This is a genomic window from Mycolicibacterium agri, from assembly GCF_002553505.1.
Classification (GTDB): domain Bacteria; phylum Actinomycetota; class Actinomycetes; order Mycobacteriales; family Mycobacteriaceae; genus Mycobacterium; species Mycobacterium agri.
Genome location: NZ_PDCP01000013.1, coordinates 25,262 through 49,261, shown reverse-complemented (window position 1 = coordinate 49,261; position 24,000 = coordinate 25,262). Strand labels below are relative to the sequence as shown.

23 protein-coding genes are annotated in these 24,000 nt (G+C 65.2%); 17 read left to right on the top strand and 6 right to left on the bottom strand.

Going from position 1 to position 24,000, the window contains the following annotated elements; all coding sequences use genetic code 11:
- Nucleotides 1-16: 16 nt before the first annotated feature.
- The 4 genes from CQY20_RS09290 to CQY20_RS34785 all read right to left on the bottom strand — a co-directional run bounded on the left by CQY20_RS09290 (nt 17) and on the right by CQY20_RS34785 (nt 2,936).
- Nucleotides 17-790, bottom strand: a complete 774-nt coding sequence (locus CQY20_RS09290) for a copper chaperone (RefSeq protein WP_097939794.1) — start codon at nt 788-790, stop codon at nt 17-19.
- A 10-nt stretch (nt 791-800) separates the two neighbouring features.
- Complete coding sequence (locus CQY20_RS09285) at nt 801-2,393, bottom strand: tyrosinase family protein (RefSeq protein ID WP_165789248.1); 1,593 nt, start codon at nt 2,391-2,393, stop codon at nt 801-803.
- Nucleotides 2,394-2,504: 111 nt separating this feature from the next.
- On the bottom strand, nt 2,505-2,756 hold the full coding sequence (locus CQY20_RS09280) for a hypothetical protein (protein WP_097939792.1): 252 nt from the start codon (nt 2,754-2,756) through the stop codon (nt 2,505-2,507).
- Between the two features lie 6 nt (nt 2,757-2,762).
- The gene (locus tag CQY20_RS34785; RefSeq protein WP_163700897.1) at nt 2,763-2,936 is read right to left on the bottom strand and encodes a hypothetical protein; all 174 of its coding nucleotides are present in this window, start codon (nt 2,934-2,936) and stop codon (nt 2,763-2,765) included.
- A 24-nt stretch (nt 2,937-2,960) separates the two neighbouring features.
- Here CQY20_RS34785 and CQY20_RS09275 point away from each other — a divergent pair, with 24 nt between their 5' ends.
- Complete coding sequence (locus CQY20_RS09275) at nt 2,961-4,526, top strand: sensor domain-containing protein (protein ID WP_163700900.1); 1,566 nt, start codon at nt 2,961-2,963, stop codon at nt 4,524-4,526.
- 47 nt (nt 4,527-4,573) lie between these two features.
- Here the strand turns inward: CQY20_RS09275 and CQY20_RS09270 are convergent, their stop codons facing one another.
- A complete protein-coding gene (locus CQY20_RS09270) occupies nt 4,574-5,080 on the bottom strand; it encodes a hypothetical protein (RefSeq protein ID WP_097939790.1) in 507 nt (168 codons plus the stop codon).
- 76 nt (nt 5,081-5,156) lie between these two features.
- On the bottom strand, nt 5,157-6,797 hold the full coding sequence (locus tag CQY20_RS09265; protein ID WP_097939789.1) for a S8 family serine peptidase: 1,641 nt from the start codon (nt 6,795-6,797) through the stop codon (nt 5,157-5,159).
- Between the two features lie 336 nt (nt 6,798-7,133).
- Here CQY20_RS09265 and CQY20_RS09260 point away from each other — a divergent pair, with 336 nt between their 5' ends.
- The 16 genes from CQY20_RS09260 (at nt 7,134) to CQY20_RS09185 (ending at nt 23,998) form a co-directional block, all read left to right on the top strand.
- Nucleotides 7,134-8,342, top strand: a complete 1,209-nt coding sequence (locus CQY20_RS09260) for a hypothetical protein (protein WP_165789247.1) — start codon at nt 7,134-7,136, stop codon at nt 8,340-8,342.
- A gap of 13 nt (nt 8,343-8,355) precedes the next feature.
- Nucleotides 8,356-11,178: an amidohydrolase family protein gene (locus CQY20_RS09255; RefSeq protein ID WP_097939787.1), complete on the top strand. Its 2,823-nt coding sequence runs from the start codon at nt 8,356-8,358 to the stop codon at nt 11,176-11,178.
- A 496-nt stretch (nt 11,179-11,674) separates the two neighbouring features.
- Nucleotides 11,675-12,388 (top strand): AfsR/SARP family transcriptional regulator, encoded by a 714-nt coding sequence (locus CQY20_RS09250; RefSeq protein ID WP_163700903.1) that lies wholly within the window; start codon nt 11,675-11,677, stop codon nt 12,386-12,388.
- Between the two features lie 139 nt (nt 12,389-12,527).
- Complete coding sequence (locus CQY20_RS09245) at nt 12,528-12,743, top strand: hypothetical protein (protein WP_097939785.1); 216 nt, start codon at nt 12,528-12,530, stop codon at nt 12,741-12,743.
- Between the two features lie 108 nt (nt 12,744-12,851).
- The gene (locus CQY20_RS09240) at nt 12,852-14,543 is read left to right on the top strand and encodes a phage tail sheath C-terminal domain-containing protein (RefSeq protein ID WP_163700906.1); all 1,692 of its coding nucleotides are present in this window, start codon (nt 12,852-12,854) and stop codon (nt 14,541-14,543) included.
- 20 nt (nt 14,544-14,563) lie between these two features.
- Nucleotides 14,564-14,935 carry a hypothetical protein gene (locus CQY20_RS09235; RefSeq protein WP_097939783.1) on the top strand — a complete coding sequence of 124 codons (372 nt, stop codon included), beginning with the start codon at nt 14,564-14,566 and terminating at the stop codon, nt 14,933-14,935.
- Nucleotides 14,936-14,942: 7 nt separating this feature from the next.
- A complete protein-coding gene (locus tag CQY20_RS09230; RefSeq protein ID WP_097939782.1) occupies nt 14,943-16,151 on the top strand; it encodes a hypothetical protein in 1,209 nt (402 codons plus the stop codon).
- Nucleotides 16,148-16,825, top strand: coding sequence for a hypothetical protein (locus CQY20_RS09225; protein ID WP_133119053.1), 678 nt, complete (start codon nt 16,148-16,150; stop codon nt 16,823-16,825). The genes CQY20_RS09230 and CQY20_RS09225 overlap by 4 nt, the downstream gene beginning before the upstream one ends.
- Nucleotides 16,825-17,847 carry a contractile injection system protein, VgrG/Pvc8 family gene (locus CQY20_RS09220; RefSeq protein WP_097939780.1) on the top strand — a complete coding sequence of 341 codons (1,023 nt, stop codon included), beginning with the start codon at nt 16,825-16,827 and terminating at the stop codon, nt 17,845-17,847. Before CQY20_RS09225 ends, CQY20_RS09220 begins: the two co-directional genes overlap by 1 nt.
- Nucleotides 17,844-18,497 (top strand): phage baseplate assembly protein V, encoded by a 654-nt coding sequence (locus tag CQY20_RS09215; protein ID WP_133119052.1) that lies wholly within the window; start codon nt 17,844-17,846, stop codon nt 18,495-18,497. Before CQY20_RS09220 ends, CQY20_RS09215 begins: the two co-directional genes overlap by 4 nt.
- A complete protein-coding gene (locus CQY20_RS09210; protein WP_097939778.1) occupies nt 18,497-18,898 on the top strand; it encodes a PAAR domain-containing protein in 402 nt (133 codons plus the stop codon). Before CQY20_RS09215 ends, CQY20_RS09210 begins: the two co-directional genes overlap by 1 nt.
- Nucleotides 18,899-18,922: 24 nt before the next feature.
- A complete protein-coding gene (locus tag CQY20_RS09205) occupies nt 18,923-19,477 on the top strand; it encodes a GPW/gp25 family protein (protein ID WP_097939777.1) in 555 nt (184 codons plus the stop codon).
- A complete protein-coding gene (locus tag CQY20_RS09200) occupies nt 19,474-21,201 on the top strand; it encodes a baseplate J/gp47 family protein (RefSeq protein WP_097939776.1) in 1,728 nt (575 codons plus the stop codon). Before CQY20_RS09205 ends, CQY20_RS09200 begins: the two co-directional genes overlap by 4 nt.
- A 16-nt stretch (nt 21,202-21,217) precedes the next feature.
- The gene (locus CQY20_RS09195; RefSeq protein ID WP_097939775.1) at nt 21,218-22,489 is read left to right on the top strand and encodes a hypothetical protein; all 1,272 of its coding nucleotides are present in this window, start codon (nt 21,218-21,220) and stop codon (nt 22,487-22,489) included.
- A 19-nt stretch (nt 22,490-22,508) separates the two neighbouring features.
- Entirely contained in the window at nt 22,509-23,012 is a 504-nt protein-coding gene (locus CQY20_RS09190; protein WP_133119051.1) for a hypothetical protein, read from the top strand.
- A 32-nt stretch (nt 23,013-23,044) separates the two neighbouring features.
- Entirely contained in the window at nt 23,045-23,998 is a 954-nt protein-coding gene (locus CQY20_RS09185; RefSeq protein WP_097939773.1) for a hypothetical protein, read from the top strand.
- The last annotated feature ends 2 nt before the right edge of the window (nt 23,999-24,000 follow it).

Sequence of the window (24,000 nt, the reverse complement as noted above, 5' to 3'; positions counted from 1 at the left end):
ATGCGACGCGTAGCTGTCACCAGATCGCAACAGCGATGGCCCCTGCAGCGAGCCCTGCCGCAGCGGGTCGCACCACGCGGCTAGGCGTACCCGCCTTCTGGTAGGTGATCAACGCCCCTAACGGGACCATCAGCCACAGCGCGTGCACATGATCGGCCACCAGCATCGGCGTCATGATCGCCCAGCAGGCGCCTCCGCACGACACCGCGTTGCGAGCTCCTCGCTGCAAGCACGCCACGTCGGCTTTCCAACCATCGGGGGGCACCGGCGGGTGGCGATGACAAGCACGCAGAAAGCGCGGCTTCCACACGGTCAACTCCCAGACGGATGCCGTCACCAGCGCGGCGACCACCGCCCATCGCCCGTGCGCGCCCGGAGCGACGTACCGCAGAACTGCGAGTGCAAGTAGACCCGCTGCCATCCATACCGCGATATATCCGGAAACGAACAAGGCGGGACCACGTTGACGGCGCTTCCACTTACCGCGCAGTGCAACGAGCCGGGCGGCGGGTAGCGCCGTCGGAAGCATCATCGCGACCACCATCAAGCACCAGTGCGCCGCGGACATGACGTGTTGCGGTTCGCTTGAAACGACCGAGATGCCATGGTGTGTAGGAGACTTCGGGACCGCCATCGACCCGCCGGGGCCGCCTGCGGTGGCCAAGAGCGCGACCCAGGCGACAACCGCAGCGATGGCCAGCGTCCACTCCGGATGCTGCCAGCGCAGGCGCCGCCACGCAGCACGGAGATCGCGGCCCGACTCGGCCGCCCCGGCGGTGGACGCGCTCACAGCGACACCGCTATTGGAAGTAGACACCCACCTGGCCGATGTTCACCGTCCCGGCCTCCTGCTCGGTGCCAGGAACTTCGGCGCCGTGCGGTCCGGCGCCTTCCCTCTCTTCGAGGTAAATGGGTACCAACCGCACCGTGGCCGTGTCCGACCACCGACCCGCTTCCCTCAAGCGCTCGTACAAATCGGTGATGTCGAACACCAGCCGCATCCCGGGATGGTCAGCGCTGGCGTCGGCACGACGGGGAACGCCGAACATCGACGCCGTGCCGACGTAGTGATCATCCGGCGTCTCGTCGCTGTCATCGGGAGTGTTCAGGTAAACGGCGTAGGTGACACCCGGCCGCACATCGTAGGTGATGTCTTCCAGCCGCAGATATACCCGCGCCGGCGGCCTAGCCTCGAGCGGCCCTGCCGGCGGGGTGAGCTCGAAGCTGACGTCTGCAGTCTCGCCGGTGAGCTGAACGGGTTCCTCCGTTGCACCGACCAGCTGGGGCGGGTTCTCCGGTTCCGGCCGCATCTGCTCTGCTCCTAGCGGCCCCACAGGTCCCGTGAGGTCTTCGTATACATAACCGAGCTGTGTCGCGCTGTCCAGCGTAGCGTCGACCGTCATGCGGACTTCCGCGCCGGACGCGTCGTGGAATCCAAATCGGATTGCGTTGAGCCACAAGTTCAATGTCGGGTTGCCCCGGCCGTTGCCCAACCTGCGCCACACGTCCCAGATGCGGTCGATGTTGGCGTGATGCAGCCAGAAGATCGGGTCGAGCGCCGCCGTTTCGAACGCGGCCATGTTGCCGCCGACCTGGGTGTGCACAGTGCCGTGTGGGCTCATCTCCAGTGGACCGCCTGCGGCATTCGGGTCTTCAAAGCGATGGTTCTCACCGGTCTGCGCGCCACCGAACGCGGTGGCTCCCGTGAAGGTGAGCGGGCGCAGCGCCGTCCGGTAATCGGTGTCGATCAACTCGGTTACTGCGGCACCGTTGTTCACCAGAACCGATCGTGACGCGTCGAACAAGGGATTGGGGTCGCCGTTCGGCAGGGTGGTGGAGCGGAATGTCACCGGCAGACGACGCGAGTCCTCCCCCTTGGTGTAGTCCCAGTACGGCAGCGCCCAATTGGCCTTCGTCACGTCGTCGACGTCAGGGAGCCCTGCGACGACCGACTTGACGATCGACTCGAATTGATAGATGTACATGCGGTGCCACGGCAGGAAGAACCAGCCGAAGTGCTGGCACTTGTTGCGGAAGCCGTCGCCGGGATCCGGGGAAACTCCGTGTACTTGAGCCTGATAGATCCATCCTGTCGGGTCGTTGACGTCGGCCACGGACCGCTGCCGCAGCACGGCGACGGCCCTGGCGTACGCCAGGATGACGGGATGCCAAGGATCGCCGGGATTCTCGGACTCCAGGCTGAAGATGTTCCGCCGGGTGCGGACGGTCGGCACGTTCTGCCCGAACGCACCCCAACCCCACCCGGAGATATTCTTCGGATACCCCGCATCCACCGTCCCCGGACCCAGATCACCCCGCGACACACGGATGTACTGATCCCCGGCAAAGAAATAACACTTCGAATTCGAGTACAACGCGGCGTCGATACCCATTTCCCCTCCCGCTGACTCTGCGGCTGCCGCGTTCGACAGCCATCGCATTTCGAATTATCACGGCCATCAACGAAAAGTTCGGCGCTTCTGCACTTTGGAGTAGTGCACTACTCACGCGATCACCATGGGCTGCTTGCGACGATCACAACGACGGGGCGGAGGCGTGATGAGACTGCCGTTTCGGAAGGCATTGAAGATGAAGCGGGGCGCGTGTGCACTGTCACTCGTCGCGGCGCTGGCCGCCGCGATAGCGGCGGGCGCGTGTGGCGAAAGCGACCGGAACGAGCCGACCCCGCCGCCGCCGACCACCATGAAACTGCCCATCCCGACGACAACGGCGAGCACAACGTCCACAACGTCCATCCCCACCTACAGCGAGCCGACCACTCCCTTTACCTCGGGAAGCACAACCGTAGCGACGCCCACCACGACCACGACGTTGACCACCACGACGCTGCCCGCGCCGACATCGCCGACATCGCCGGCTCCGACGAGCCTGGACATCGAACCGCCGGTCGGACAAGACATTCCCTTGCCCGTCATTCCCGCACCCGTCTCGGAGCCATGATGAGCCACGACGTCGAGTCGCTGATGCAATCGGCGCAGCGCTGGCTGGGCTTCGCGGCGCTGTTCGTTGCACCGACGTCGCTCATCACCGGCCTCTGTTTCTTCTTCGGCAGGGTGTATCTGCGAAGCCGCTTCGAATATTTCGGTATCGATGTGTCGACACTTCAGCTGACGACCGCCGACTACGTCGTCACCGTTATCAAGACCTATTTCTTCTCCTCGCTGCGCGTGCTCGCGGTGCTGGCCCTGGTGGTCCTGCTGGCAGTAGCCGTACGCAGATGGGCGGCGACGGGCCGGCGGACCAAGCTACTGCGAGTGACAGCCTGGCTTGTGCTGTTCTTGGGAGCGCTCAGTTTCGGAAACGGCGCTTACTGGCTCGCCTTCGAGGTGTTGCCGATCCGGTGGCTGATACCGACCGCCGACGCGACCTACACGGCGTGGTCGATAGTCCTCGGCACGGTCTTACTGGGCGCCGGGTACTGGATGTTGACCATCAGCGGCGCCCTTGACGGGGACCGGAGGCGTCTCCCCCGCGCCGCCGAGCGCGCCCTGGCCGTCCTCGCTGCGGTCACGATAGTCGTGGCATTGTTCTGGATAACCGACATGTACGCCGATGAACTCGGTAAGCGCGATGCTGACTTCGACGCTCGAGGACTGTGGACGAAACCCTCGAGCGTTCAGCTGGATACGCCCGAAGTGCTGAGCCCTCCGTCGCGACTCGTCAAGACATCGGCGCTGCCCTCGGTCGGCGGGTCCGCCCCGCCGACGTACCGATATGAGTGCCTGCGCGTCATCGAGGCCCGCAACGGCCACTACATCCTGTTGCCCGCCAAATGGAGCCGCGACGGGGGATGGGCCGTGACCGTGACGCCCGATACAGCTCACCGCGTCAACGCCATCGTCCATGAGGGTCTGGCCGACAGGACCGGCGGCGGACGAAACGTTCAAGCCTTCTGGCAGTGTCCCGAGGTGGTGCGCTTTTTCGGGGAAACCGACCTTGACCAGCTGCTCATCGGCCCTGACTTCGTCGGAGAAATCTTAGGCGCAGCGACGCTGACAGCCGGCCAGATCGAAGACTCGATGTGGGCAGGACCCGGCTGGGATCCCGCGGCGACGGCAGTAAATGACTGTGCAGCGCAGGCACATCCAGCCGAAACCTCGTCGGCGCTACCCCCGAGCGATGGCGCAGCGACCCGCCGGCTCGAAATGACCGGCCAGGACACATCTGGGCCGGTGTGGGTCACCGAAAGCGTCGCCAGTCTGCCCACCCCTGCGGCCGCCGATGCGATGGTGCAAGCGACACAACGGCGTTGGGCCTTCTGCGCAGGCAGGGCAACCTCGATCCAGCGAAGGGGCGCCGCCGGACCCCGCATCCTGTCGCGGCCGGGCACCCAGGATGACATTCTGGCGGCGTCGGACTCGGCGATCGACAGCGCGGTCGCCGATTGTGCGCAGGCCGTCGGCGCGAAGTCGAACGTCGTCATCGAGGTCGATGTCTGCGGCGTCGAAGAACCATTGTTGGCGACGGGCGTGGTAGCGGCGATACGGCAACGGATTCCGCAATGACGCATTGCATCGAGCCTGATGCCGACGAAGGTAGCGCCGTGACAGGCCTACGATCCGGTTTCCCGCTTCGGGACGAATTGGACGAAGCGAGCGGAAGCCGCGGCGGGATGAGCGCGCTCATAAATCTCATTGGCCAGCGTCACGGCGTCATCGCCGCTGCCTGAGGTGGGTTGGACGACCATCGCGTAATCGGTTTCCTGCACGATCTTGTGGGGCGGTGTGTCCCGGTGCGTCAGGGTGTCCAAGACGGCTTGGTGCTGCGCCGGGGTGTCGAACTCGACGCGCACCTCTGGCAACGGCACCATGACAGCCCGGTCTTTCCGATAGACCGGTTGCAGCGCGCCAACATCTCGAAGGGTGGCGAGCGTCTTCTCGTCAAGCGCGGAGCGCTCTACCAAGACGACCCCGCCGCCGCGGCGCGAGCCCTCTTCACTGGATTTCTGCACCCGGGCGTCCAGCCCTGCCTCTCGCGCCGTCTGTTCGACGACGGCGACGTAGTCTGTCGCGCGGTCGAGTTCCACCTTGCGCCCCCCGGCGTAGTAGAACTCGCTCATGCTTGAAGCCTAGCGCTGACCTGGCCCCACACCTGCCCGACGAAATCGCTCCGATCTGGAACCACAGGCACGCGCATTATCGGGTTCTGGCAGTGGCTTTCATGACCGCGGTCTTCTCTGCCGCGGCCTTTTTCGCGGGCGCCCTCTTCGCGGCGGTCTTCTTCGCCGGCGCTGTCTTTCCCGATGCCCTCCTCGCACCGGACTTCTTAACGGCGGTCTTCTTGACACCGGCTGATGACGTGCCAGTGCCCGCCGATTTAGCCGCTTTCACGGCCTTGGCGACGTCGAGACGGCCCCATCCGAGTTCCTGGGTCCAGCCTGTCTGGCCGGTGAGCTTCTTCGCGGTGTTGCCGAGAAGTTCGCGAACCGCGCTGGCGCTCAACGCAGGATTGGCGCTCAACATCAGCGCCGCCGCCGCAGCCACCGCCGGAGTTGCCGACGACGTCCCGTTGAAGGTCTTTGTGAAGTTCCCGGCGCTATACCCGGCGTTACCGCTGATGTCGGTCGTCCAGATGAACACTCCAGGCGCCAGCATCGTGATGGTCGCGCCGAAGTTGGACCCCCACCAGGTCTCGCCATCGGACGACGTGTGCGTCTTGCGCTTATCGGCCGGATTCGAAGCGCCGACGGTGACGTAGCCGGGCAGATCGCCCGGAAAGTCGATGGGTGCTTCGTCGTTCCCAGCGGCAATCGCGACGACAGACCCGAGGCCACCCCGGCCCTGAGTGCGGGCACGGGCGAAGGCACGGCTGATGGCGTCGCTGGGCGCGCCACCGCCCCACGAGTTCGACAACACAGCAGCGCCCTGCCGCCAACACCAGTCGATTGCATCGGCGGTGGCGAAATCGTCGAACACCCAATGTCCGGTGCCGTCGTCCATCGCGATCCTGGCCGCAATAAGCGAGCACCGCGGCGCGATGCCGGGGAACTGCCTGTCACGCGACACGACGACACCGGCGCATGCGGTTCCGTGGGCATCGTCGCCGGCGGGCATCGCGGAGTCGCCGTTGCCGCCGATGAAGTCCCGCTCGGCGACGACTGCGGACTTCAACGCCGGATGGCTGGTGTCGACGCCTTCATCGAGTACAGCCACCTTGATGTCCTTGTGGCCCTTTGTGATTTCCCACGCCTTGGCCACGCCGACCTTGCGGTGCGACCACGCCGAGGCCGGCGCCGAGTTTCGGGTGTGAGCAATACGGCGCAAGAAGTTGGGCGTCACCGATCCCACTTCGCGCTGCAACAGGAGATCGATGAGGCCGAACACCCGATCGACCCCGTCGACGCGCAGCAGCATCTTCCCGTCGAGACCCTCCTCGACGACGTGGGCCCCGAATTTCTTGGCCGCCTTCAGATCGCCTTGCCGCAATCCCTCGGCGATCACCGTTTCGGTGGCCAACGTCATCGCGCCGTAGGTCGAGATCGGCGACCGCCGGCTGGGTCCCGCGCCCGCCGCTCGGCGCGCCGGTACGCTGCCTTGCACCACTGCGAGTTGACTCGGGTCGCCGACGCGCGATTGCAGGACCGGCGATTCGCTCACCACCTGGGTGATGGCCTCGGCGTCAGCGCTGGAGCTCTCCGCCGACAATCCAGCGGCAGCTGGTATCGCCCTCCTTCCGCGCATGGCGCGGGGCGCTGCGCTGGTGTCTGCGGCATTTAGTGGGAGCAAGGTGATTTCGTGCCATTGGCCGAGCGCCTGATACCCATGCGGTGCGGTCATGATTACCCCAGATCTATGACAGTAGGCGGGAACCGATGCGCTGAGAATACGGCGAACCGCTGGTCGAAAAGACTGAATTCGACACGGAAACAATGCCACCGATTTTTTGCCCGCTGACCCTTGGTGCGTGGGCGACGAAACATTGCACCGGCCCAACCCGAAGCGCTCACCTTAAGCGTTGATTTGAATTCTTTATCGATCGCTTTCCTCTTTATATCGAGTAGTCAACTACGCACATCAACGGCGGCCGAAGCGGCAGGATAAGTGCACAACCGCCGAAAGCCGACCGTCACTGTTGAGCAACATGATCCGAGCCATCCAGAAAGAGAGGCGATTATGCCCGCACCTCAGTTCGAGGATCCTCGGCGACGGATCATCGAGTTCGGCGCAACGGAGGCAGACCGCGGCCCTCGCCAGCCCCCAGCACCCGCCCCGATGATCGCGCTAGGCCTGCCGTTTCCGGCCGGCGAAGCGCCGCAACCCCAACCGCTGCAGGACGAGCCCACAACCACCGACCCGCTGCCGCGAGCCGACGTGTTGGTAGTGACGTGGACCGTCGCCGAGCACGATGCCCTTGCCGACGTTCTCACGCCCGGGTTCGGGCGCAATTCTTGGTACCGCTACGCCAAAGATTTCCCGACCTATCTTCCCGGCATCCGTAAGGGTGCCCCCGCGCGGAACGCGCAACGTCTCGGCAGTTACTTTCCGACACAAATCGCCGGACGCGATCTGCTCTGCGTCAAATCGGAACTTCACTTGAACCAGGACGGAGTTCGTACGGGGGACGGGACGGCAACCCTGCCGGTCAAGCGTTTCTTCCGGCAGATGATCGACGAAGTCAAGCCGTCGCTGGTCATTACGGTTGGCACGGCCGGGGCGACGTTTCCGCCAACCGGCACGGTGAAGATCTCAGGCATGACCTGTCCGGCGCACGAATTGGGCGATGTCATGATCACTCGGGCCGCGAAGTTCCGGCTGTCGCAGGAATTTCGCAACGAGCCATTTGCCCACACCGAGTACAGGTGCACGACGTTCGATATCCCGACAGCCCGCCTGGCCACGGCTGCAGATCTTCTCGCGGTGCACGCCGCCAAACTCGTCGAACCGACCTTCGGCGTGCCTACCCGAAAGTACAAACCGCCCAAGCTCGTGAATGGGTTCACCAACGACCCCGACTTCCGCATCGACGGTCGCGATTTTCCGGAATTCCATCCGATGCTGACGACGGACTCGTTCGAGTTCGGTACGTCAACCAATGGCATGCACAAGCTGGGCTGCGGTGTGGAGATGGGCGATGCCGTCCTCGGCATGGTTGTCGAAGAGATGCGCGACGAAGGCCTCGATACGCCGGACTGGTTGGTGATCCGCAACGCGTCCGATCCACAGATCAACGGCGAACTCCCTGCCGGCGACAACCCAGCGGTTCCGCCGCAGATGCGCCGCGCGCTCAATATGCAGGCGCACTGGGCAGTGTGGTACTACGAGGCCTATGGCTACTGGACGAGTGTGAACAGCGCCATCGCCACATGGGCGATGACCGCCTAGACCAGGAGGCGTCATGGCCGACCCGCTTGTATCCAGACTGCCGATCGAAGTCGAGCTCGTCCTCGAAGTCATGCCGTGTCTGTCCATGCGACAGACCTACGATTCGGCGACCGAGCCGCACCCCTGCTCCTATTTCGGCGAGTGGGGTTTCTATCACAGTTATGACTACGCCAGTGCGGGCCCACCCGAGCAGCCGCGAATAGATCTGCCGGTGGTGTACGCCGGCAAGCGGCAGGTAGTGCCCGAGCTGTTGTCGGGTTGCCGCAAGGCACCCATCCTGTGCGTCGGCATCAACCCGAATCTGCCCGGCTGGACCGACTCCACCCGCAACGCGATTCATCCCTATTTTGATGACGTCCTTCAATACGCCCACTACTTCCGATACCGGACCCGCGACAAACTCAACATTCCCCTCACCGACTACGAGGAGCTGCTCGGCACCGACAGCGACGGACCGGCCTCACCGCGGCCCTTGACCGTCCCCGGCGGCGACATACCCGTCGAACCCGCCCGGGTGCTGATGTACGCGCAGTACCAGCGGCTGCTCGACGGCCTCGCGCAGCGGCGGCAATGGCATCCGCACAAGCTCGCGGTGGGAGAAGACATCGCCTACGCGAACATGGTGGCCTGCCCGTCGGCGCGCTGGGTCGTCCGACCCAGCCCAGAGGATCCCGACATGCCCGTCATGGGGACCGCACGCAGCAAAGGCATTGTCCGGGAATGCTTTTACGAACGGAGATACTTTCTGCGCCAACTCGTTCAAAGCCTGCCTGCGGTCATCATCGTGTTCAGTCAGACGACCGCCCGCGAGTTCATCGCCGCGCTGTCCGGCCGCTTCGTCGAAGGTGCCCCGGAACCCGGCGAGCGGCTTGCGGACCTGTTCGAGCGCACGATCCGCATCCGCTACGGACAATTGTCGGATGGCACGAACCTCGACGCGCGCGTGATCTTCATGCCCCACGCGTCAGCACGGCCGCAAGAATTCGATGCGATGCTGACGCGCGCCATCGACGTCCTCGACGAGGAAGTGGAGGGCGGCAACCTGGTGTTTCGGCCACAGTCCGGTCACCTTCAACGGGGCCGCGGGATGTGTGTGTTCTGTTCCAACGCGCTGTACCGCATCGGGCCGTGCGATTACGAGCAGGAGTTGCGGCCGATCGCGCCGGGGCAGGTTGGGCCGCTGGCCCCTGCGCCTGACGTCCGCGATCCGTTGGTGGACAAGGCCGAACAGATGCGTCTGCTAACGGATCTGGTACGCGTGCGCGCAGCCGAGTCGCCGAGGGTCGGCGCATTCGATGCGACTGCGCCGCACGAGCGACTGGCCTTGCGCGGAACCGTGGTCTCCATGGCCGCAGATCCGAGGCCCAACGGTGTCGTGTACATCGCCGATGGTCGGATCGCTGCGGTCGCTGATGTCGATGACGGTGTGCCCGACGGCTTCTCGGAAGCACGGACAATCGACACAGGCGGCATGATCTATCCCGGACTTCTGGACCTCCACAACCACCTCCCCTACAACGTGTTGCCGCTGTGGAAACCGCCTCGCCGCTTCGACAATCGCGCACAGTGGTTACGCCACCCCGAATACTCCCGGCATATCGGCGAACCGATGGATGTCTTGGTGGCCAGCGGCCGCAACGCGATCAAGGCGGTCATCCGCTATGTCGAAGTCAAACTGCTCCTGGGCGGGGTGACCTCGACACAGGGATTGCGGTCGCGATTCGGTGGACAAGGCTTCTACCGCGGCTTGATACGGAATTTCGAGGCACCCGACGATCCGGATCTGAAAACCGCCGGCTCCCGTGTCATCGACATCGATCAACAGGCGACGGCGGATATGCGCGCGAGCCTCGACACCGGTCGCCGGTTGTTCTTCCACCTGGCCGAGGGGATCGACACCAAAGCCCGCCAGCAGTTCGTCCTGCTGAAAGACAATGCGCTGCTACGCGAGAATCTGATCGGCATCCACAGCCTCGGTCTGCAGCCTGCACAGCACCGGGCCATGAAGTCAGCCAAATCCTGGATCGTCTGGTCGCCGCTGTCGAATTCACTTCTGTACGGGCAGACGATCGATCCAGCCGTGTTGAAGAAGCAGAAGTCGTTGTTCGCGCTGGGATGTGACTGGACGCCGAGCGGCAGCCGCAACCTCTTGATGGAACTGAAGGTGGCATGGCTCTGCGCCCAACAGGTCGACTCGGCTGCCGAGCGCCTGGACTTCGAAGACCTCGCCAAGGCGGTGACCACGCACGCTGCACGCGCCGCAGCGTGGCAAGAGCATCTCGGAACAATCGAAGCCGGGAAACTGGCCGACCTCCTCGTCCTGGACGCCCGGCACGACGACCCGTACGAGAACTTGATTCGTGCCACCGAGCGTGAAGTCAAGCTGGTGACGGTCGGCGGCATACCGCGTTGCGGTGACGCCAAGCTGATGAGGATGGCCGGCCTTTCTGACACCGTGACCGAACCGCTGACCGTCGGCGGCCGAAAGAAACGTCTGCATCTGCAGCATCCGGATTCGCTCCTCGGAACACTGACGTTCAAGGCCGCCCGCGACAGGCTCGATGCCGTGCTGGCCGATCTTGATACGCCCCGAAACAATCCGGGAATCTTCGAGCCACTCGGCAGCGAGCCTCCAATCGACATCGAACTCGACATGCAACCGATCGGAGTCGACGGTGGACCGACACCGTTTGCGGGGCTGCCACCGTTGTCGAGTGTGGCGCTCGACGCTGCCACGGTCATCGACGATCCGGCGATATTCGATGTACTGGAGGCGTTCGAGCATCTGCCCGATTTCTACAAGGGACCGCAGGGTCTTCGGCAGTTCTATCAATAGGGTCTCCGCACAGTGGAGTGCATCGAGCGTCGGGCAATATGACCAGCTCTTGAATTCATTGTCTGACAGCCAATTCAGAATCGAGCGTCACGCCGCGCCCTATGCCGGAACGGGCTTCAGCGAATAACGCCGTTTTTCTGGGCGCGGCACCTGAGTGCGCGTTTTGCGCTGCATCGCGAATCCTTCAGCGCTGAGCCGAGACGGCGCCCAGCCGCGTCAGCAATATGCGCGGCATTAGCCGGAGTTGTTCGGATGCGACTATTTGCTCGGTCGCTCATCAACGAAACGAAGAGAGTAGTCGATTACGCTACGCCGCTCATCAACGCGGCGAAATAATTGACACATCTGTTCACCCAGCGAGGCGGTTGAAATGACAGCGGCTCCGGCAACTCCGTCGCGAACATCCGTTGAACAGCAACCGAGTCCATGCCGGGACAACGCCGCGGAACGCGCCGGCGTCTTCATTCGATTGCTGGGTCCCTTTCAATTACTCAAGTTGGGCCAGCCGGCATCGCTGCGGCCTGGCGGTAAAGCCGAACAACTGCTCAGCCTGCTTGCAGTGCGCGCCCGCTCCGGAGTGCACCGCGAGACGTTGTTCGAGAAGATCTGGCCGGGCACCGAGCCCGCCTTGTCGAAGCAGTGCCTGAACACCCTTGTGCACGGGCTCAAGACACAGCTGGCGGATGCCATCGGCGGGCAGCCGCCGATCGTGCACATGCAGACCCATTATTTGTTGAATCTCGACGGCGGGCTGAGAGTTGACGTGCTCGAGTTCGAGTCAGCCGTCGGTATCGGGGACCGCTTGCGTTCGGCGGGTTCGGTCGCAGCGGCCATCGACGCCTACGAACGAGCCCTTTTCCTCTATCGCGGTGACCTCGCGTCGCACCTGGACATCTCGGATCTGCTGGAGCGCGAGCGGCTGCGCGCCATCTGCCTGAACACTCTGGCGCGGTTGGCCGATGCCTACTTCGAACTCGCCAACTACGAGCAGGCGCTGGCGTGTGCTCTACGCCTATTGAGCATTGATCCATGCCGTGAAGACGCGCACCGCATGACGATGCGGGCATACGTGCGACTGGGAGCGCGTGCCCAAGCGCTGCGGCAGTACAACACCTGCAGGCTCATCCTCGTCGAGGAGTTCGACGCCACCCCGGAACCGGCCACAGAACAGCTCTTCCAGCTGGTGCGGACCAATCCTGGTCAGATCTGACTCCGTGCCGCGGCGATCACCGCCTCAACCAAACCTCATCGAAACCTGAGCGACAACTCAGTAGCCGGGCCGCGCAGGCTCACATCCGACTCAGACCGCACCGGTACAACTGGGCTCTGGCCAAGCTGATGAGGTTCACATGAGGGAGGGCGATTCGGCGGACAAGCTCTCTGCCAAGAGCGAATTCGTACTCGTGCTACGCCTTGTTGTCGAGGGTGGGGGAAAGGTGACGGGTGAATTAGTAGACCCGGTCTCGGAACGACGGCACCGCTTCACCGGCGCCCGCGACCTCGTCGAGGGAGTCCAGAGCTGGATGGACGACGCGGTCAAGAAGGTACGCCGAGATGAAGAGTGATCAAACCGCATACGCGTCGAGCGGCGTGGCGACGCGCTGCGCGCCCGATGCAGTGGATCGCGTGAATCAGACCGTTCATGCGAATCCCCAACCCTTATGGAGGATTTCATGCCTGTCCTAGTCGTGCCAGGAGTATCTGTCGAGACGACATTCGATGTTCTGCCACCGCTTCCCGCAGCCGCAGGCATCGTCGGCATTGTCGGCATCGTCGACCGGCCACCGTCCACCAGGCTGGTCAGCGTCACCCGTGTCGCGGAACTGCAGGACATATGCGGCCCAGGAACCCTCGCCTCGATGCCGGAAGCGGTCGCTGCGCTCTCGACCGGTGCGCGTGAGCTCGTCATCTCGGCCGTCGACGGTGGTAACGCCGCCACCGCGACACTGATGAACGCCGATGAGGCGCCTGCCGTCAGGCTCCGCGCAAGGTCCCGCGGCGCATGGGCGAACCAGCTCAAGGTCGACGTCGGAACCGTCACCAACGCCGCAGGAAAGGCCGTCCGGGTGTCCCTGCGGATCTTGCAGAACGACCAGGAAGTCGAGCGTTTCGATGACCTCGTGGTCCAGCCGGGTCAGCCGATGGACTTGTTCTCGACGGTCAACGAGCAATCGAAATTCGTCGTCGCGGTGGAGCCGAACTTCGATGGCGAGAATCCGAAGGAAGGCGAATATCCGCTCGGTGAACAAGGATCTGCTGCGGTCGAGCAGAAGGACGCGGCAGGCACGGTGTTGATGGACATCAAACTGAAGCCGGGCGTGACCGACGCAGGCGTGATAGTGCGCATAGCAGGCGAAGATGATGCCATCACCGTCGAGGTGCTCCGCAACGGCGCCAGGCAGGAAATGTTCGAGCGCCTGTCGATGGACCCCGATTCGGCGCGACACCTGCCTGCGGTGCTCGCGGCGCAGAGCCGCTTCGTGCGCGCGGTGCCACGCAGCTCACTACCGGCCGCGTCGCGGTTGCCACGGGCGACGCCTACCCCGGTGGCTTTGGCCGGCGGCACGTCACCGAATGTCGCCGCCTACCGTGCCGCGATCGATTTGCTGGCTGACGAACCGCGCATCGACTTGGTGATGGCCAGTTTCGACCCGGCGCTCGCCTCGGCGAGTGTCATCCAAATCCACCAAGCGCTGCTCGCACATGCTCTGGTCGCCAGCGACGCGGCCGCGCCGCGGATCGCGTTCGGTTCGGTCCGCGCTGCCGACGCGGACAGCCTCGATGCGATGCGCGATCATGCCGCCGCCGTTCGCAACAGGCGGTTCGTCCTCGTGGCTCCTCCGGGAGCCACCGGCGCGGTCGTCGGTCTCATCAGCCGGATCAACCCGGAGATTTCACCGACTTTCCAGACCGCCCAGTTGCTCGACATCCAACCGTCGCACTATCGAGAAAGCGAGCTGAACGTTCTGCTCGGGCCTGCGGTCAATCTGCTTGTCGTGCAACAACGCCCCGGCCGAGGCGTCATCGTCTTGAAGGGCATCAACACCATCGGCGACCAGATCTCGGTGACCCGAGTCGCCGACCGGTGCATCCGCGAGACGAAAGCGATCAGCGAGAACTTCATCGGCCAACTGAATTCCGCCGATGCCCGCGAAGCGCTCAAGCAGCAACTGATCGCGACGTTCACCCGGCTCGAGCGATCCGGTGCGCTGGTGCCCAGCACCGACGGCAGCGACCCTGCGTTCATCGTCGACGTCTATTCGACGCAACAGGACTTCGCGCAAGGCATCGTCCGTGTCGACATCGCCGTGCGTCCCGTCCGCGCGATCGACTACGTCTACGCCACCATCCGCGTCAAGAACTAGGTGCCCGAGGAGGACTCACCATGCCCACGATTTTTGCCGCCTCCGAGAGCACCGTCCTGGTCGACGGCGAAGCTGTCGACGGAGTGCAAGGCATCGACTACCGGACGCGACGTGATCGCACCAACATCTACGCGCTGGGTAGCACCGAGCGGGTCGGCATCATCTCCGGCGCATCAGAGGTCGAGGGTCGCCTCCGGGTGACATCGGCGAGCCCGAAGCTCGACGGGCTGGTGGGAGACAAGCCGTTTCAGATCATCGCCAAACTCCGCCACGGAGACACCGAGGCGACCGTCACCTTCGATGACTGCTGTCTGACCGAGAAGTCGTTCGACCTGTCGGTGAACGGCCAGGGCGCAGCGGTATACACCTTCAGCGCCACCAGGGTGCGGTAGCGCGATTATGGCGAAAACGCTCGTCACGCTTGATCTGGCGGCTGGTGTAGCGCAGATCGGCAGTGCCACGGTAGCGGTACAGGCCCGCCAGGGAGGTGCCGTCAGCCTTGGTGGCTGCGTGATCCGGCCGCTGCTTTTCGGCGAGCGATGGCGGTTGCTCGACCGGATCGCCGCCGGCCAAAGCTCCGTTGGCGCCACGGTTCTGGCGCATGCCCGCGACCCGGGATCAACGGCCGCGTCAGCGTCGTCGGCAGAGGACGAGATCGCCCAAGTTCTTGCGCTGTATCTGGCCGGGGCCCGACCGGAGCGGGCGGCACAGGGCTTCGCCGCACAGTTGAGTCGGTTGATGGCGGCGGGATGGAAACCCTGCGATGTCTTGGATGCCGAAGCCGATCTTGTCGACCGGCTCACCGCGGATGCGCCCGACACCCCCGACGGCGACGACTGGACGACGATCGAGATCGTCTCGGAGCAATTAACCACCGCTGCGCCTGCCGCGGTGTTGCGCGCTCTGGAACAAAATCTGCTCGACCGCATGGCGTCCGCCGATGGCGATGGATCACGCTCGCTCACGGATCATCCCCCTGTTGCGGCATGGGGAGACCGAGGGCTTACCGCACCCCCACCCGCTCCACCGAGCCGGACTACCGCCGAAGAATCGCAACGTGTCGGCGCAGATGCGGTCGCTTCGTCACCGGACATTGCTCACGGCGGCCCGCATGCCCCCGCCGCTGCGAACACCAACGTAACGGGGCCGACAAGCGCACGTACTCGTGGTCACGCCTACGAGACCACACCGTTGGCCGAAATTCACACCGCCACAGAACGTCCAACGCCGGCGACCGCGGACCGAGGCGACCAGCGGCGCGTCCGCGCAGGCATGGCAGAACACCAATCAACCAAGGCTTGGATCGCACAAGACCAAGCGGACGCGCCGCCACCCGCCGCGCCGGATTTCGGGCCGACGATCGCGTCACACGTTCTCGGGCCCGTCGTCTCGCGCACCGTAGAACCCGCCGCCGTGCCGATTCATCGACACATATACCGCGCGGGCCACGCCGCCGCCGGGTCGACCGTCGTGCACGACGACCCCGTGGCGCCACGCACGGCCCAGGCCGCCCAGCCCAGCCCGGCGGGCACCGATGCGCGCGAGCTGGCCGACCAACTCGCCGCGATGCTGGATGACGAAGCCGACTTACGGGGACTGCGCCGATGACGTCACCCGCCTCGCCCTCGCCACCGATGCCGCTCGTCGGCGACATCGCATTGAGTTCGGTTCAGCAGATCGATCACGTGATGAGCGCTGGATTCCAGCGCATCGCCGTGCCCGGCCTCGACGGTGACGTTCTACAACGAGCCGGTCGCGGCTCACATGGCATCTGGATCCGCGGAGTGCTCAGCGGTGACACGGCAATGGACGATCTCGCAAAGCTGCAGAAGCTCGCCGCGGCGGGTACTGAAGTGTCCTTTTCGACAGACATCACCGTAGCCCTGGAGCTGGAACAGGTCGTCGTAACCGATTTACAGGCGCATGCCGTCGCAGGCACCGCCAAACTCGTCGGTTACGACATCTGCCTGGTCGAGAGCCCGCCTCTGCCTCCCCCGGCCGAAGTCAGCGGCTTCGGCGGGCTCGACGACTTCGGTCTCGGCGACCTCGGATTCGACGCAGACATCATGGGCGACATCGCGGCGATCGCAAACGACGTCGCCGGCGCAGTCGACGCTGTGATGGAGGTGGCCGACCAACTGTCCGCACTCGCCGCGTTGAGCGACATCGACGTCGGTGGGCCGCTGCAACCGCTTTCCGATGCCGTCGGCAGCGTCGGCGGCGCCGCCGACTCGTTCAAGAGGATCTCCGCCGCGATGTCCGAATTGCTGGGCGGTGACTGATGACTGTGCTCAGCTTCGGCGCGATCGCCACGGTCGGCTCACTGCGTTACACCGGCGGGATCGCCGCGATCCAGGTGAGCCTGTCAATCGGTCCCGGGGTCGGGTCGGCCCGGATAACTTTCCCGCGTGACCTTCGGGTAGAAGCCAAACCTGGTGACACCGTCGTGATTTCGTTGACCGGCGAGTCGCCTGATGAGGTCCTCGCATTCACCGGATCTGTGTCGGTCGTGCACCGCGGCGTGGACACGACGACCGTTTTGTGCGGGGACGGCTCCAGCACCCTCGCCGCGATCCGAACCGGCAGCACCTTCGAACGGCAGGGTGCGAGCGCCATCGCCAAGGCCCTTGCTCGGGAAGCACGCGTCGATGTCGGCGTGATAGACGTCGATCTCGATCTGCCGTGCTATGTCGCCGATCAAGGACGCACCGCGTGGGAGCACTTGACCATCCTGGCCGGCTGGGGCGGCGCATTCACGACCTGCGCCGCAGACGGCACCGTCGAAGTCCGCAGGTTTCCGTCACCACCCGCCGACACCGCTCTTCGCTACGGGCGCGAAATCGCCGAACTGACCGTCACCGCAGTCGCTCCCGCGGCCGACGTGCTGCTGACCGGCAATGGTCCGGCCGGAAATGCGTCGGATCCGCGCGCCCCACAGCAGAGCACCGGCACCTTGCCCGACGCCGCCCCGGGCCCAGCCGCGCACACCATCCGCGTGGCGGCTCCGGCGCTGCGCACACCATCGGCCGTGGCATCGGCCAACCAGGCCTACGCCGACCGCAACGGCGCAGCGCGGCTCTCGGCCGCGTGCTGGTTGGTGCCGCGGCTGCGGGCGGGAACGACGGTCGAAATCGCCGAGGCGCCTGCGCCGGAATCCGCCGGACCATGGCTGTTGACCCGTGTGGTGCACACGGTCGGCCCCGGACCGGCCGCCCGCACCACGTTCGAAGCGATCAACATGGCGACCACGGGTGGCTCCAGCCTGCTGGGCCGGGTCGTCGGCGCGGTGGGAGGCCTACTGTGACAACGTTATTCGACTCGATGAGCCGGATCGCCCGCCACGAGGCAGCGGCACGCGCCATCGCGGCCATCGGCGTGGTCGTCGACGTGTTCGACACCAATAGCGCGCCACCCGACCACGCCGTGTCCGTCCAACTGCGGGAGACGGGGACGCTGTTGCCCAGAGTTCCGATCGCGGTCTCCGTTCTAGGGCAGGCGGCAACGCCGCGGGCAGGTGATCTCGTCGTCGTGTTGTTCGCCGACGGCGACGTCAACGCGCCCGTCGTGATCGGCGCGCTCTATCACGCGGATCTCGCTCCTCCGACGCACGGCGACGACGACGTCGTATTCGCACTGCCTGCCGACGCGCGGCAACCGCGATTTCGCGCCGTCGTACGCGGCAGTGAGCCGACGCTGACGGTGACGATGGGCGACGTCGAACTGGTCGCCGACGACAAACGCATACACGTTTCGACTGGGCGAGCCGAAGCCAGCGTTGAAGCCGCGGGCAACGGTCGCATCGAGCTCGCGGTCGGCGACGCCAACATCGCGATCACGGGCAGTGGCGAGATCGCGCTGAAGACAAGCGGAAAACTCAGCTTGCGCGCCGACCAGATCGAAATCTCCGGACAGAGCTCGGTCACCATCTCCGGTGCACAAGTGAAGGTCAACTGATGGGTCAACCAGCCGCGAACGCCGCCGCCACCGTTGTGGGGATCGACACCCACATCGTGATGGTGCCCTCGCCGGGCGGGCCCATCCCGACCCCGCTGCCGCACCCGTTCACCGGCCCACTCACCGGTGGACTCGTGAACAACGTCCAGATCGCCGGCCAACCGGCCGCGGTGGCCGGGTCGGTGGCGACAAACCAGCCCGCCCACTTGCCCACCCCGCCAGGCGCCTCCTTCCAAGCGCCGCCGGCGAACTCGGGCACGGTCCACATGGGAAGCACCAGCGTGCTGATCGCGGGGCAACCGGCGGCGCGCAACGCCGATCCCGTGCGCACGTGCAACGACCCCGCCGAAGCGCCGGTCAGCCAGATCGTCGCCGCCGCCCCCACCGTGACGATCGGCTGAGGGGTGTGAACCGATGAGGCAGCCATGACCGAATCTTCGCTTCTCGGTACCGATCTCCGTGTCGTGCTCGGCCCGCCCGGAATGGCCGGCTACGACGGCGCCGCACTGGATTTGCACAGTCGTCCGACACCGGTGCAGCGCACACCACCGCGCGTAGGCTTCGGCCGCCCGTCCACCCCGCGAGACTCGGTGACCGCAAGCGGTCAGGGGTGGCAACCCGAACCACCACACGCGGCCGAATTGTCGGATCTCGACACCATTTCCGGCCGGGAGAATGTGGTTCAAGCACTGATCTTGCGGCTGTTGACGCCCAAGGGCAGCCTGGCGGCGCTCGGGCACGCCAGCTACGGGTCGCGGCTCGGCGAGCTGATCGGACAGAACAAGACACCGGCACTTCGCGGGCTCTGCCGCGCCTACATCCTTGAAGCTGTCCGCGAGGAACCCCGCGTCGAAAACAAGCCACTGGCAATCAATTTCGATCCGGCGCGCGAACAACCGTGGGACTTCGTCGTCGAGATCACCGTCCAACCCGTGTCCGGCGGTGACCCGGTCGCGCTTGGACTGGAGGTCGGGTTGTGAGCGAGCTGGAGTACACGTCAAGGACGTACGCCGACGTCGTGCGCGACCTGATGACCACGTTGACAGGCGGTACGGTACGCGAATCGACCACGGCCCCGGCGAACGGCCCGCTGACACTGGGCACGCTGGCATCACGCCCGATCCGTCGGGTGTCCTACCTCGAAGGCGTCACCGATGTGGGTGGAACCGCGGTGCCGGTTCAATTCACCAGCGCCGATTTCGATCTCGAAGACACGGACAACGACGGTCAACCGGACTCCATCGTGTTCCGCAAGAACGGCCGCAAACCCATTCCTGGCAGCCCGCTCACGGTGAACTACTATCCGGCGCACATCAGCCGCCCTGTTCCGCTGACCGATCTCAATGTCGGCTCGGTGGTCCGTACCATTCTGGAAACCGTCGGCCGCGAGCTGGCCCAGAGCGAGCAGTACCTCGACACGGTCTACCGGTCGGCGTTCCTGGAAACGGCCGAGGGCACGGCCTTGGACAAGGTCGTCGCGCTGATCGGTGTCAGGCGCCTGCCGGCGCGCCACCCGCTGGCAGGTGTTCGATTCAGTCGCAGCGCCGCGACCGGAGGCAGAATCACAATCCCCGCGGGCACCGTCGTCACCGACGCGTCGACCCCGCCGGCTCGGTACAGCACCGTCATGGACCTCACGCTGGAGGCAGGCGAACAGTCCCGAAGCGTGCTGACTGCAGGCGTGTCGACGGACACCCCCGTCGTCGACGCGGGCGCGCTGGACCGGCTGGAGACGAGCATCGGCGGGGTGTCGGATGTGAGCAACCCGGACGCGGCTTTTCGCGAAGCGGCGGTCGAGTCCGACGAATCACTGCGCCTGCGGGCCCGCGGCGCACTGCACGGCACTGTCCGAGGCACTCTCGACGCGCTGCGGTTCGGACTCATGTCGATACCCGGCGTCAAGGCGGTCGAACTCACGGAGTGGCCGAACGGCCAACCGGGTGTGGTGCGCGCCGACGTGGCCTACGAGCGAGCCGATCCCGCCTTGGAAGAGGTTGTGCGCAAACGCATCGACGAATTGCGACCGGCCGGGATCCGCGTCGAAACCGGTCCGGCGACACGCCGCACTGTGCGCGCTGAGGTGAAGTTGGTGCTGGCAGGCACCGGTGTCAGCGGCGCGGAATTGAATCGGTTGACGAGCGGCGTCGAGGCTCGGGTGACCGAGAAGCTGGTCGACCTCGCGCCGGGCGCACCGATTCGGATGGCCGCGCTGACCGCGGCTGCGCTCGCCGACCCCCTTATCGTCGACGCCGAGATCTCCCTGCTCGACCCCGCTGCGCCGCCGGGCGCGCCGATCATCTTGCAGCCGGGCGAGGTATTAGATGTGCAGCGGCCGTTCATGTTCCCTCCACCGCAGGCGGAGCGTACCGAATCCGGAGCCGTGGCCACTGTCGCCGATATCGACATGGTGCTGCCGGTTGCGCTGCAAACCGGTGTCCTGTTAGCCGACGCGATAACGGCCATCCAGCTCGCGGTCGACACCCATCTTGCGGCGAGGGGACCGACGAACCCATTGACATTGGCCGGCCTGGCGTCTGCCTTGCAAACCAATCCGCTGTTCGGATTGGTCCGCGAGCAGGCCAGCATCGTGGTCGAGTCCGGTGGTCAGTTCGTCCAATTGCTGGACGAACAGGGCAGTTTCACCCCCGCCGCGGGCGAGCGGCTGCGACGTCGCACCCTCGACGTGCACGAGGTCGTGTCATGAACGCCGGAGACTCGCCATGACCACACATGCCGAAGCCATGGTCGAGCGGCTGCCAACGCTTTATTCCGACGGCGACCTGGTCCGCGGGCTCGCCGCCGTCTTCGGGCTGCAACTGGAGATCCTCGACGAGGAGGCGCGAATCGTTCAGCGCGCGCATTGGTTCGACACCACCGTCGAGTTGGTTGAGGCCGCAGCCCTTGGAGCCCTACTCGACATCGCGCCCGAGACGTGGCAGGAGCTCGACGAGTACCGCGCCTGGTTCCACGCCCTGCGCACCGCCCGGCTGCGATACGGAGCCGTCTGCACAGAAGCGTTGACGGTCTTCACCCAGAGCTACGCCGACGAGTTTCAAAAAACGAATAACATTCGGGCACTTGCCGATTTCGACACCTGGTCCACTCAGCTCACCGAGGCCGGGCATGCCCTGGTCGAGAATCCGCCACAGCACGCCACCCTGCGGCTCGGCGGACCCGACGGCATCGAGCCGCTGCACCGGCAAGTCTGCAACCAGGGACTGGACACCGCGCTGCTTTCCGTCCTGTTCACCGGCGGCGGGCACAGCGAGTACGTGCCCGTGCTGGTGAATCGCACCACCGGTGCGGCGCTGGCCTATTTGGACGAGCTTCGACCGGGTGATCGACTGTGGTTGCAAGCCGCCGCAGACGGGTCCATCACGGCGCAACTCAACCGCGCCGATGCGACCGAAAGACTGCGCGGCATCGAGCAGGTGACCCCTGGTACACCGTGGCGTCAGGCCGACGTCAGTTCACCGCCGCGCGCTCTGTCGCTTCTGCCAGGAGCCAACGATCTGTGGTTCGTGCCGGTCGCGCACTTCGACGCGCCGGGATTGGACCGCGCGCTGCTTGCCCTCGCCGGTCTCGATATGACCGAGGGTCGTTGGGACGAAACATTTTTCGATCACGCGCTCTTCTATGCCGACCCCGCGGCCTATCTCGATCTCAGCTGGCGGGAGACGCCGCCGGCCACGGTGCTTGTCGACTTGGATGCCAGCGCGCTGACGAACTCCAGCGGCCGGCGAGACGACGCGATGCAGGCCCGCGAGCAGTTCGCCGGTTCCGTCCAGGACGGAATCCGCCGGCTCACCGCCGCCGGCGTGCGAGCCGAAGTGCGGATGCGGCCCTTACACGACAGTCAGCGCCAGCTCGACCACCTGACATTCATGAGTGGCATGGCCCACCGCGAGGTCGGCAGCGTCGGGATCGACCAGCTGACGAATTCCGGCGGCAGGTTCGGCGTCACCGCCTATGACGACAGCACCTACCAGTGAGCGACCGAGGAGGATGACCATGCGCGCCCAGTTGAAGGTGGAGCTGCGCGACCGCGACGGCGCACTGCTTGCGACACGAGCAGCACACAACACGGTGCTGCGCACCGGAGGCCGACTCATCGCCGACCTCTTCAGCGGCGGCGGCGCACCGATCACCCATATGGCCGTCGGCACCAGCGACGCCGACCCGACATCGGTGGCGGTGACAGCGCTCGGCAACGATGACGGCACCGGCCAGCCGGGGATCACCGGCGACACGGCCACCGAGATCCCCTCGGAGGCATTCGAAGTCGATGTCGACGAACCGCACAACCGCGTGCTGGTCAAGGTGCGCGCCACGCTCGCCGATGCAGCCGGAGTCGGCACGCTGCGCGAGGCCGCGCTGATGTCGCGGCAGAACGGTAATGACGTGCTCTACAACCGCGTCGTGTTCCCGCCGATCACCAAAGGCAACGACCACGATCTGACGCTGTTCTGGGAGATCGAGTTCCCGTTCGGTGACCTGCAATGGCTGGCGCGCTGAGAACCGGCGCGAACCCCCGTTAGGAGAAGCTGATGCCATTCGCCAAGAGCAGCTTGAGCATCAAACTGCAGAACTTTCCACCCGCCAACCGCGACGCGGTCGTCACGCTGACCAACCCGCTGACAGGACAAACCCTGGAGCGCAAACCATTTCTCGACGGAACCCTTCTGGTTCGTGACCTCGATCCCGGCCAGTGGCAGATCGCGGTCAAACACCCGAACGTCGTCGGCCCCCTGTACACCGGGGTGGTCACCACGCTGCCGGTACCGCTGCCCACTTACGTCCCCGTGCCCATCCGACCGGAAGATTTCCTCGACACACCGATCCAGGATGTGCCCGACGCCGATCTCGGCCCGGTGCAACAGACCGTATCGGCCGCACGCACAACAGCTTCCGCGGTCGGTGGAAAGGCGCCCGGCGAGGCGATCAGGGCCACCGACTGGAACCAATTGGTCAGCGCGGTGTCCGACGTCGCGACCGCGGTGCTGGAACTGACGTCATTGGTGAGCCCGCGCGGCCACGACCACCCCGAGATCGCCACCAAGATCGACGAGGTGCAGGGAAACCTACGGCGGTTCATCGAGTCCTTCGGCAACAGCGTTTTGGAACTGCGCCGCGACATCGAAAGCCAGAACCTGCGTCGATTGGCCGTCAAAGTGCTCGACGCCGGTGGAGTCGTCGGTGCCGACCGCGACCGCATTCTCCAGCGGGTCGACGACCTCGAAGTCGCGCGACAGGTCAGCACTGTCGAGTACTCCACGAAGCTCGCCGACGCAGGCACCGTGCTGGCCGCCGAGGTGCAGAACATCGCGCAGGCCCAAGGAGCGAACGCCCCCGTGTTCCTGGACAATCCGGACGTCAAGACCATGGTGGGCATCACCCAGGCGTTCGCCGCGAGCGCCGGCACGCTGAGCGCCGATCAGGAGCTCGACACATACCGGCGGACCAGCCTGGTGCAGCGCACCTCCAAATTCGGGGGGATCTGAGT

What these genes read in the sequence shown, in the direction of transcription:
- CQY20_RS09275 (WP_163700900.1), top strand. Translation starts at nt 2,961, where the DNA reads ATGAGCCACGACGTCGAGTCGCTGATGCAATCGGCGCAGCGCTGGCTG.
- CQY20_RS09265 (WP_097939789.1), bottom strand. Translation starts at nt 6,797, where the DNA reads ATGACCGCACCGCATGGGTATCAGGCGCTCGGCCAATGGCACGAAATC.
- CQY20_RS09190 (WP_133119051.1), top strand. Translation starts at nt 22,509, where the DNA reads ATGCGCGCCCAGTTGAAGGTGGAGCTGCGCGACCGCGACGGCGCACTG.
- CQY20_RS09245 (WP_097939785.1), top strand. Translation starts at nt 12,528, where the DNA reads ATGAGGGAGGGCGATTCGGCGGACAAGCTCTCTGCCAAGAGCGAATTC.
- CQY20_RS09195 (WP_097939775.1), top strand. Translation starts at nt 21,218, where the DNA reads ATGACCACACATGCCGAAGCCATGGTCGAGCGGCTGCCAACGCTTTAT.
- CQY20_RS34785 (WP_163700897.1), bottom strand. Translation starts at nt 2,936, where the DNA reads ATGACGGGCAAGGGAATGTCTTGTCCGACCGGCGGTTCGATGTCCAGG.
- CQY20_RS09255 (WP_097939787.1), top strand. Translation starts at nt 8,356, where the DNA reads ATGGCCGACCCGCTTGTATCCAGACTGCCGATCGAAGTCGAGCTCGTC.
- CQY20_RS09225 (WP_133119053.1), top strand. Translation starts at nt 16,148, where the DNA reads ATGACGTCACCCGCCTCGCCCTCGCCACCGATGCCGCTCGTCGGCGAC.
- CQY20_RS09235 (WP_097939783.1), top strand. Translation starts at nt 14,564, where the DNA reads ATGCCCACGATTTTTGCCGCCTCCGAGAGCACCGTCCTGGTCGACGGC.
- CQY20_RS09205 (WP_097939777.1), top strand. Translation starts at nt 18,923, where the DNA reads ATGACCGAATCTTCGCTTCTCGGTACCGATCTCCGTGTCGTGCTCGGC.
- CQY20_RS09240 (WP_163700906.1), top strand. Translation starts at nt 12,852, where the DNA reads ATGCCTGTCCTAGTCGTGCCAGGAGTATCTGTCGAGACGACATTCGAT.
- CQY20_RS09210 (WP_097939778.1), top strand. Translation starts at nt 18,497, where the DNA reads ATGGGTCAACCAGCCGCGAACGCCGCCGCCACCGTTGTGGGGATCGAC.
- CQY20_RS09285 (WP_165789248.1), bottom strand. Translation starts at nt 2,393, where the DNA reads ATGGGTATCGACGCCGCGTTGTACTCGAATTCGAAGTGTTATTTCTTT.
- CQY20_RS09230 (WP_097939782.1), top strand. Translation starts at nt 14,943, where the DNA reads ATGGCGAAAACGCTCGTCACGCTTGATCTGGCGGCTGGTGTAGCGCAG.
- CQY20_RS09270 (WP_097939790.1), bottom strand. Translation starts at nt 5,080, where the DNA reads ATGAGCGAGTTCTACTACGCCGGGGGGCGCAAGGTGGAACTCGACCGC.
- CQY20_RS09220 (WP_097939780.1), top strand. Translation starts at nt 16,825, where the DNA reads ATGACTGTGCTCAGCTTCGGCGCGATCGCCACGGTCGGCTCACTGCGT.
- CQY20_RS09260 (WP_165789247.1), top strand. Translation starts at nt 7,134, where the DNA reads ATGCCCGCACCTCAGTTCGAGGATCCTCGGCGACGGATCATCGAGTTC.
- CQY20_RS09185 (WP_097939773.1), top strand. Translation starts at nt 23,045, where the DNA reads ATGCCATTCGCCAAGAGCAGCTTGAGCATCAAACTGCAGAACTTTCCA.
- CQY20_RS09280 (WP_097939792.1), bottom strand. Translation starts at nt 2,756, where the DNA reads ATGGACGTTGTGGACGTTGTGCTCGCCGTTGTCGTCGGGATGGGCAGT.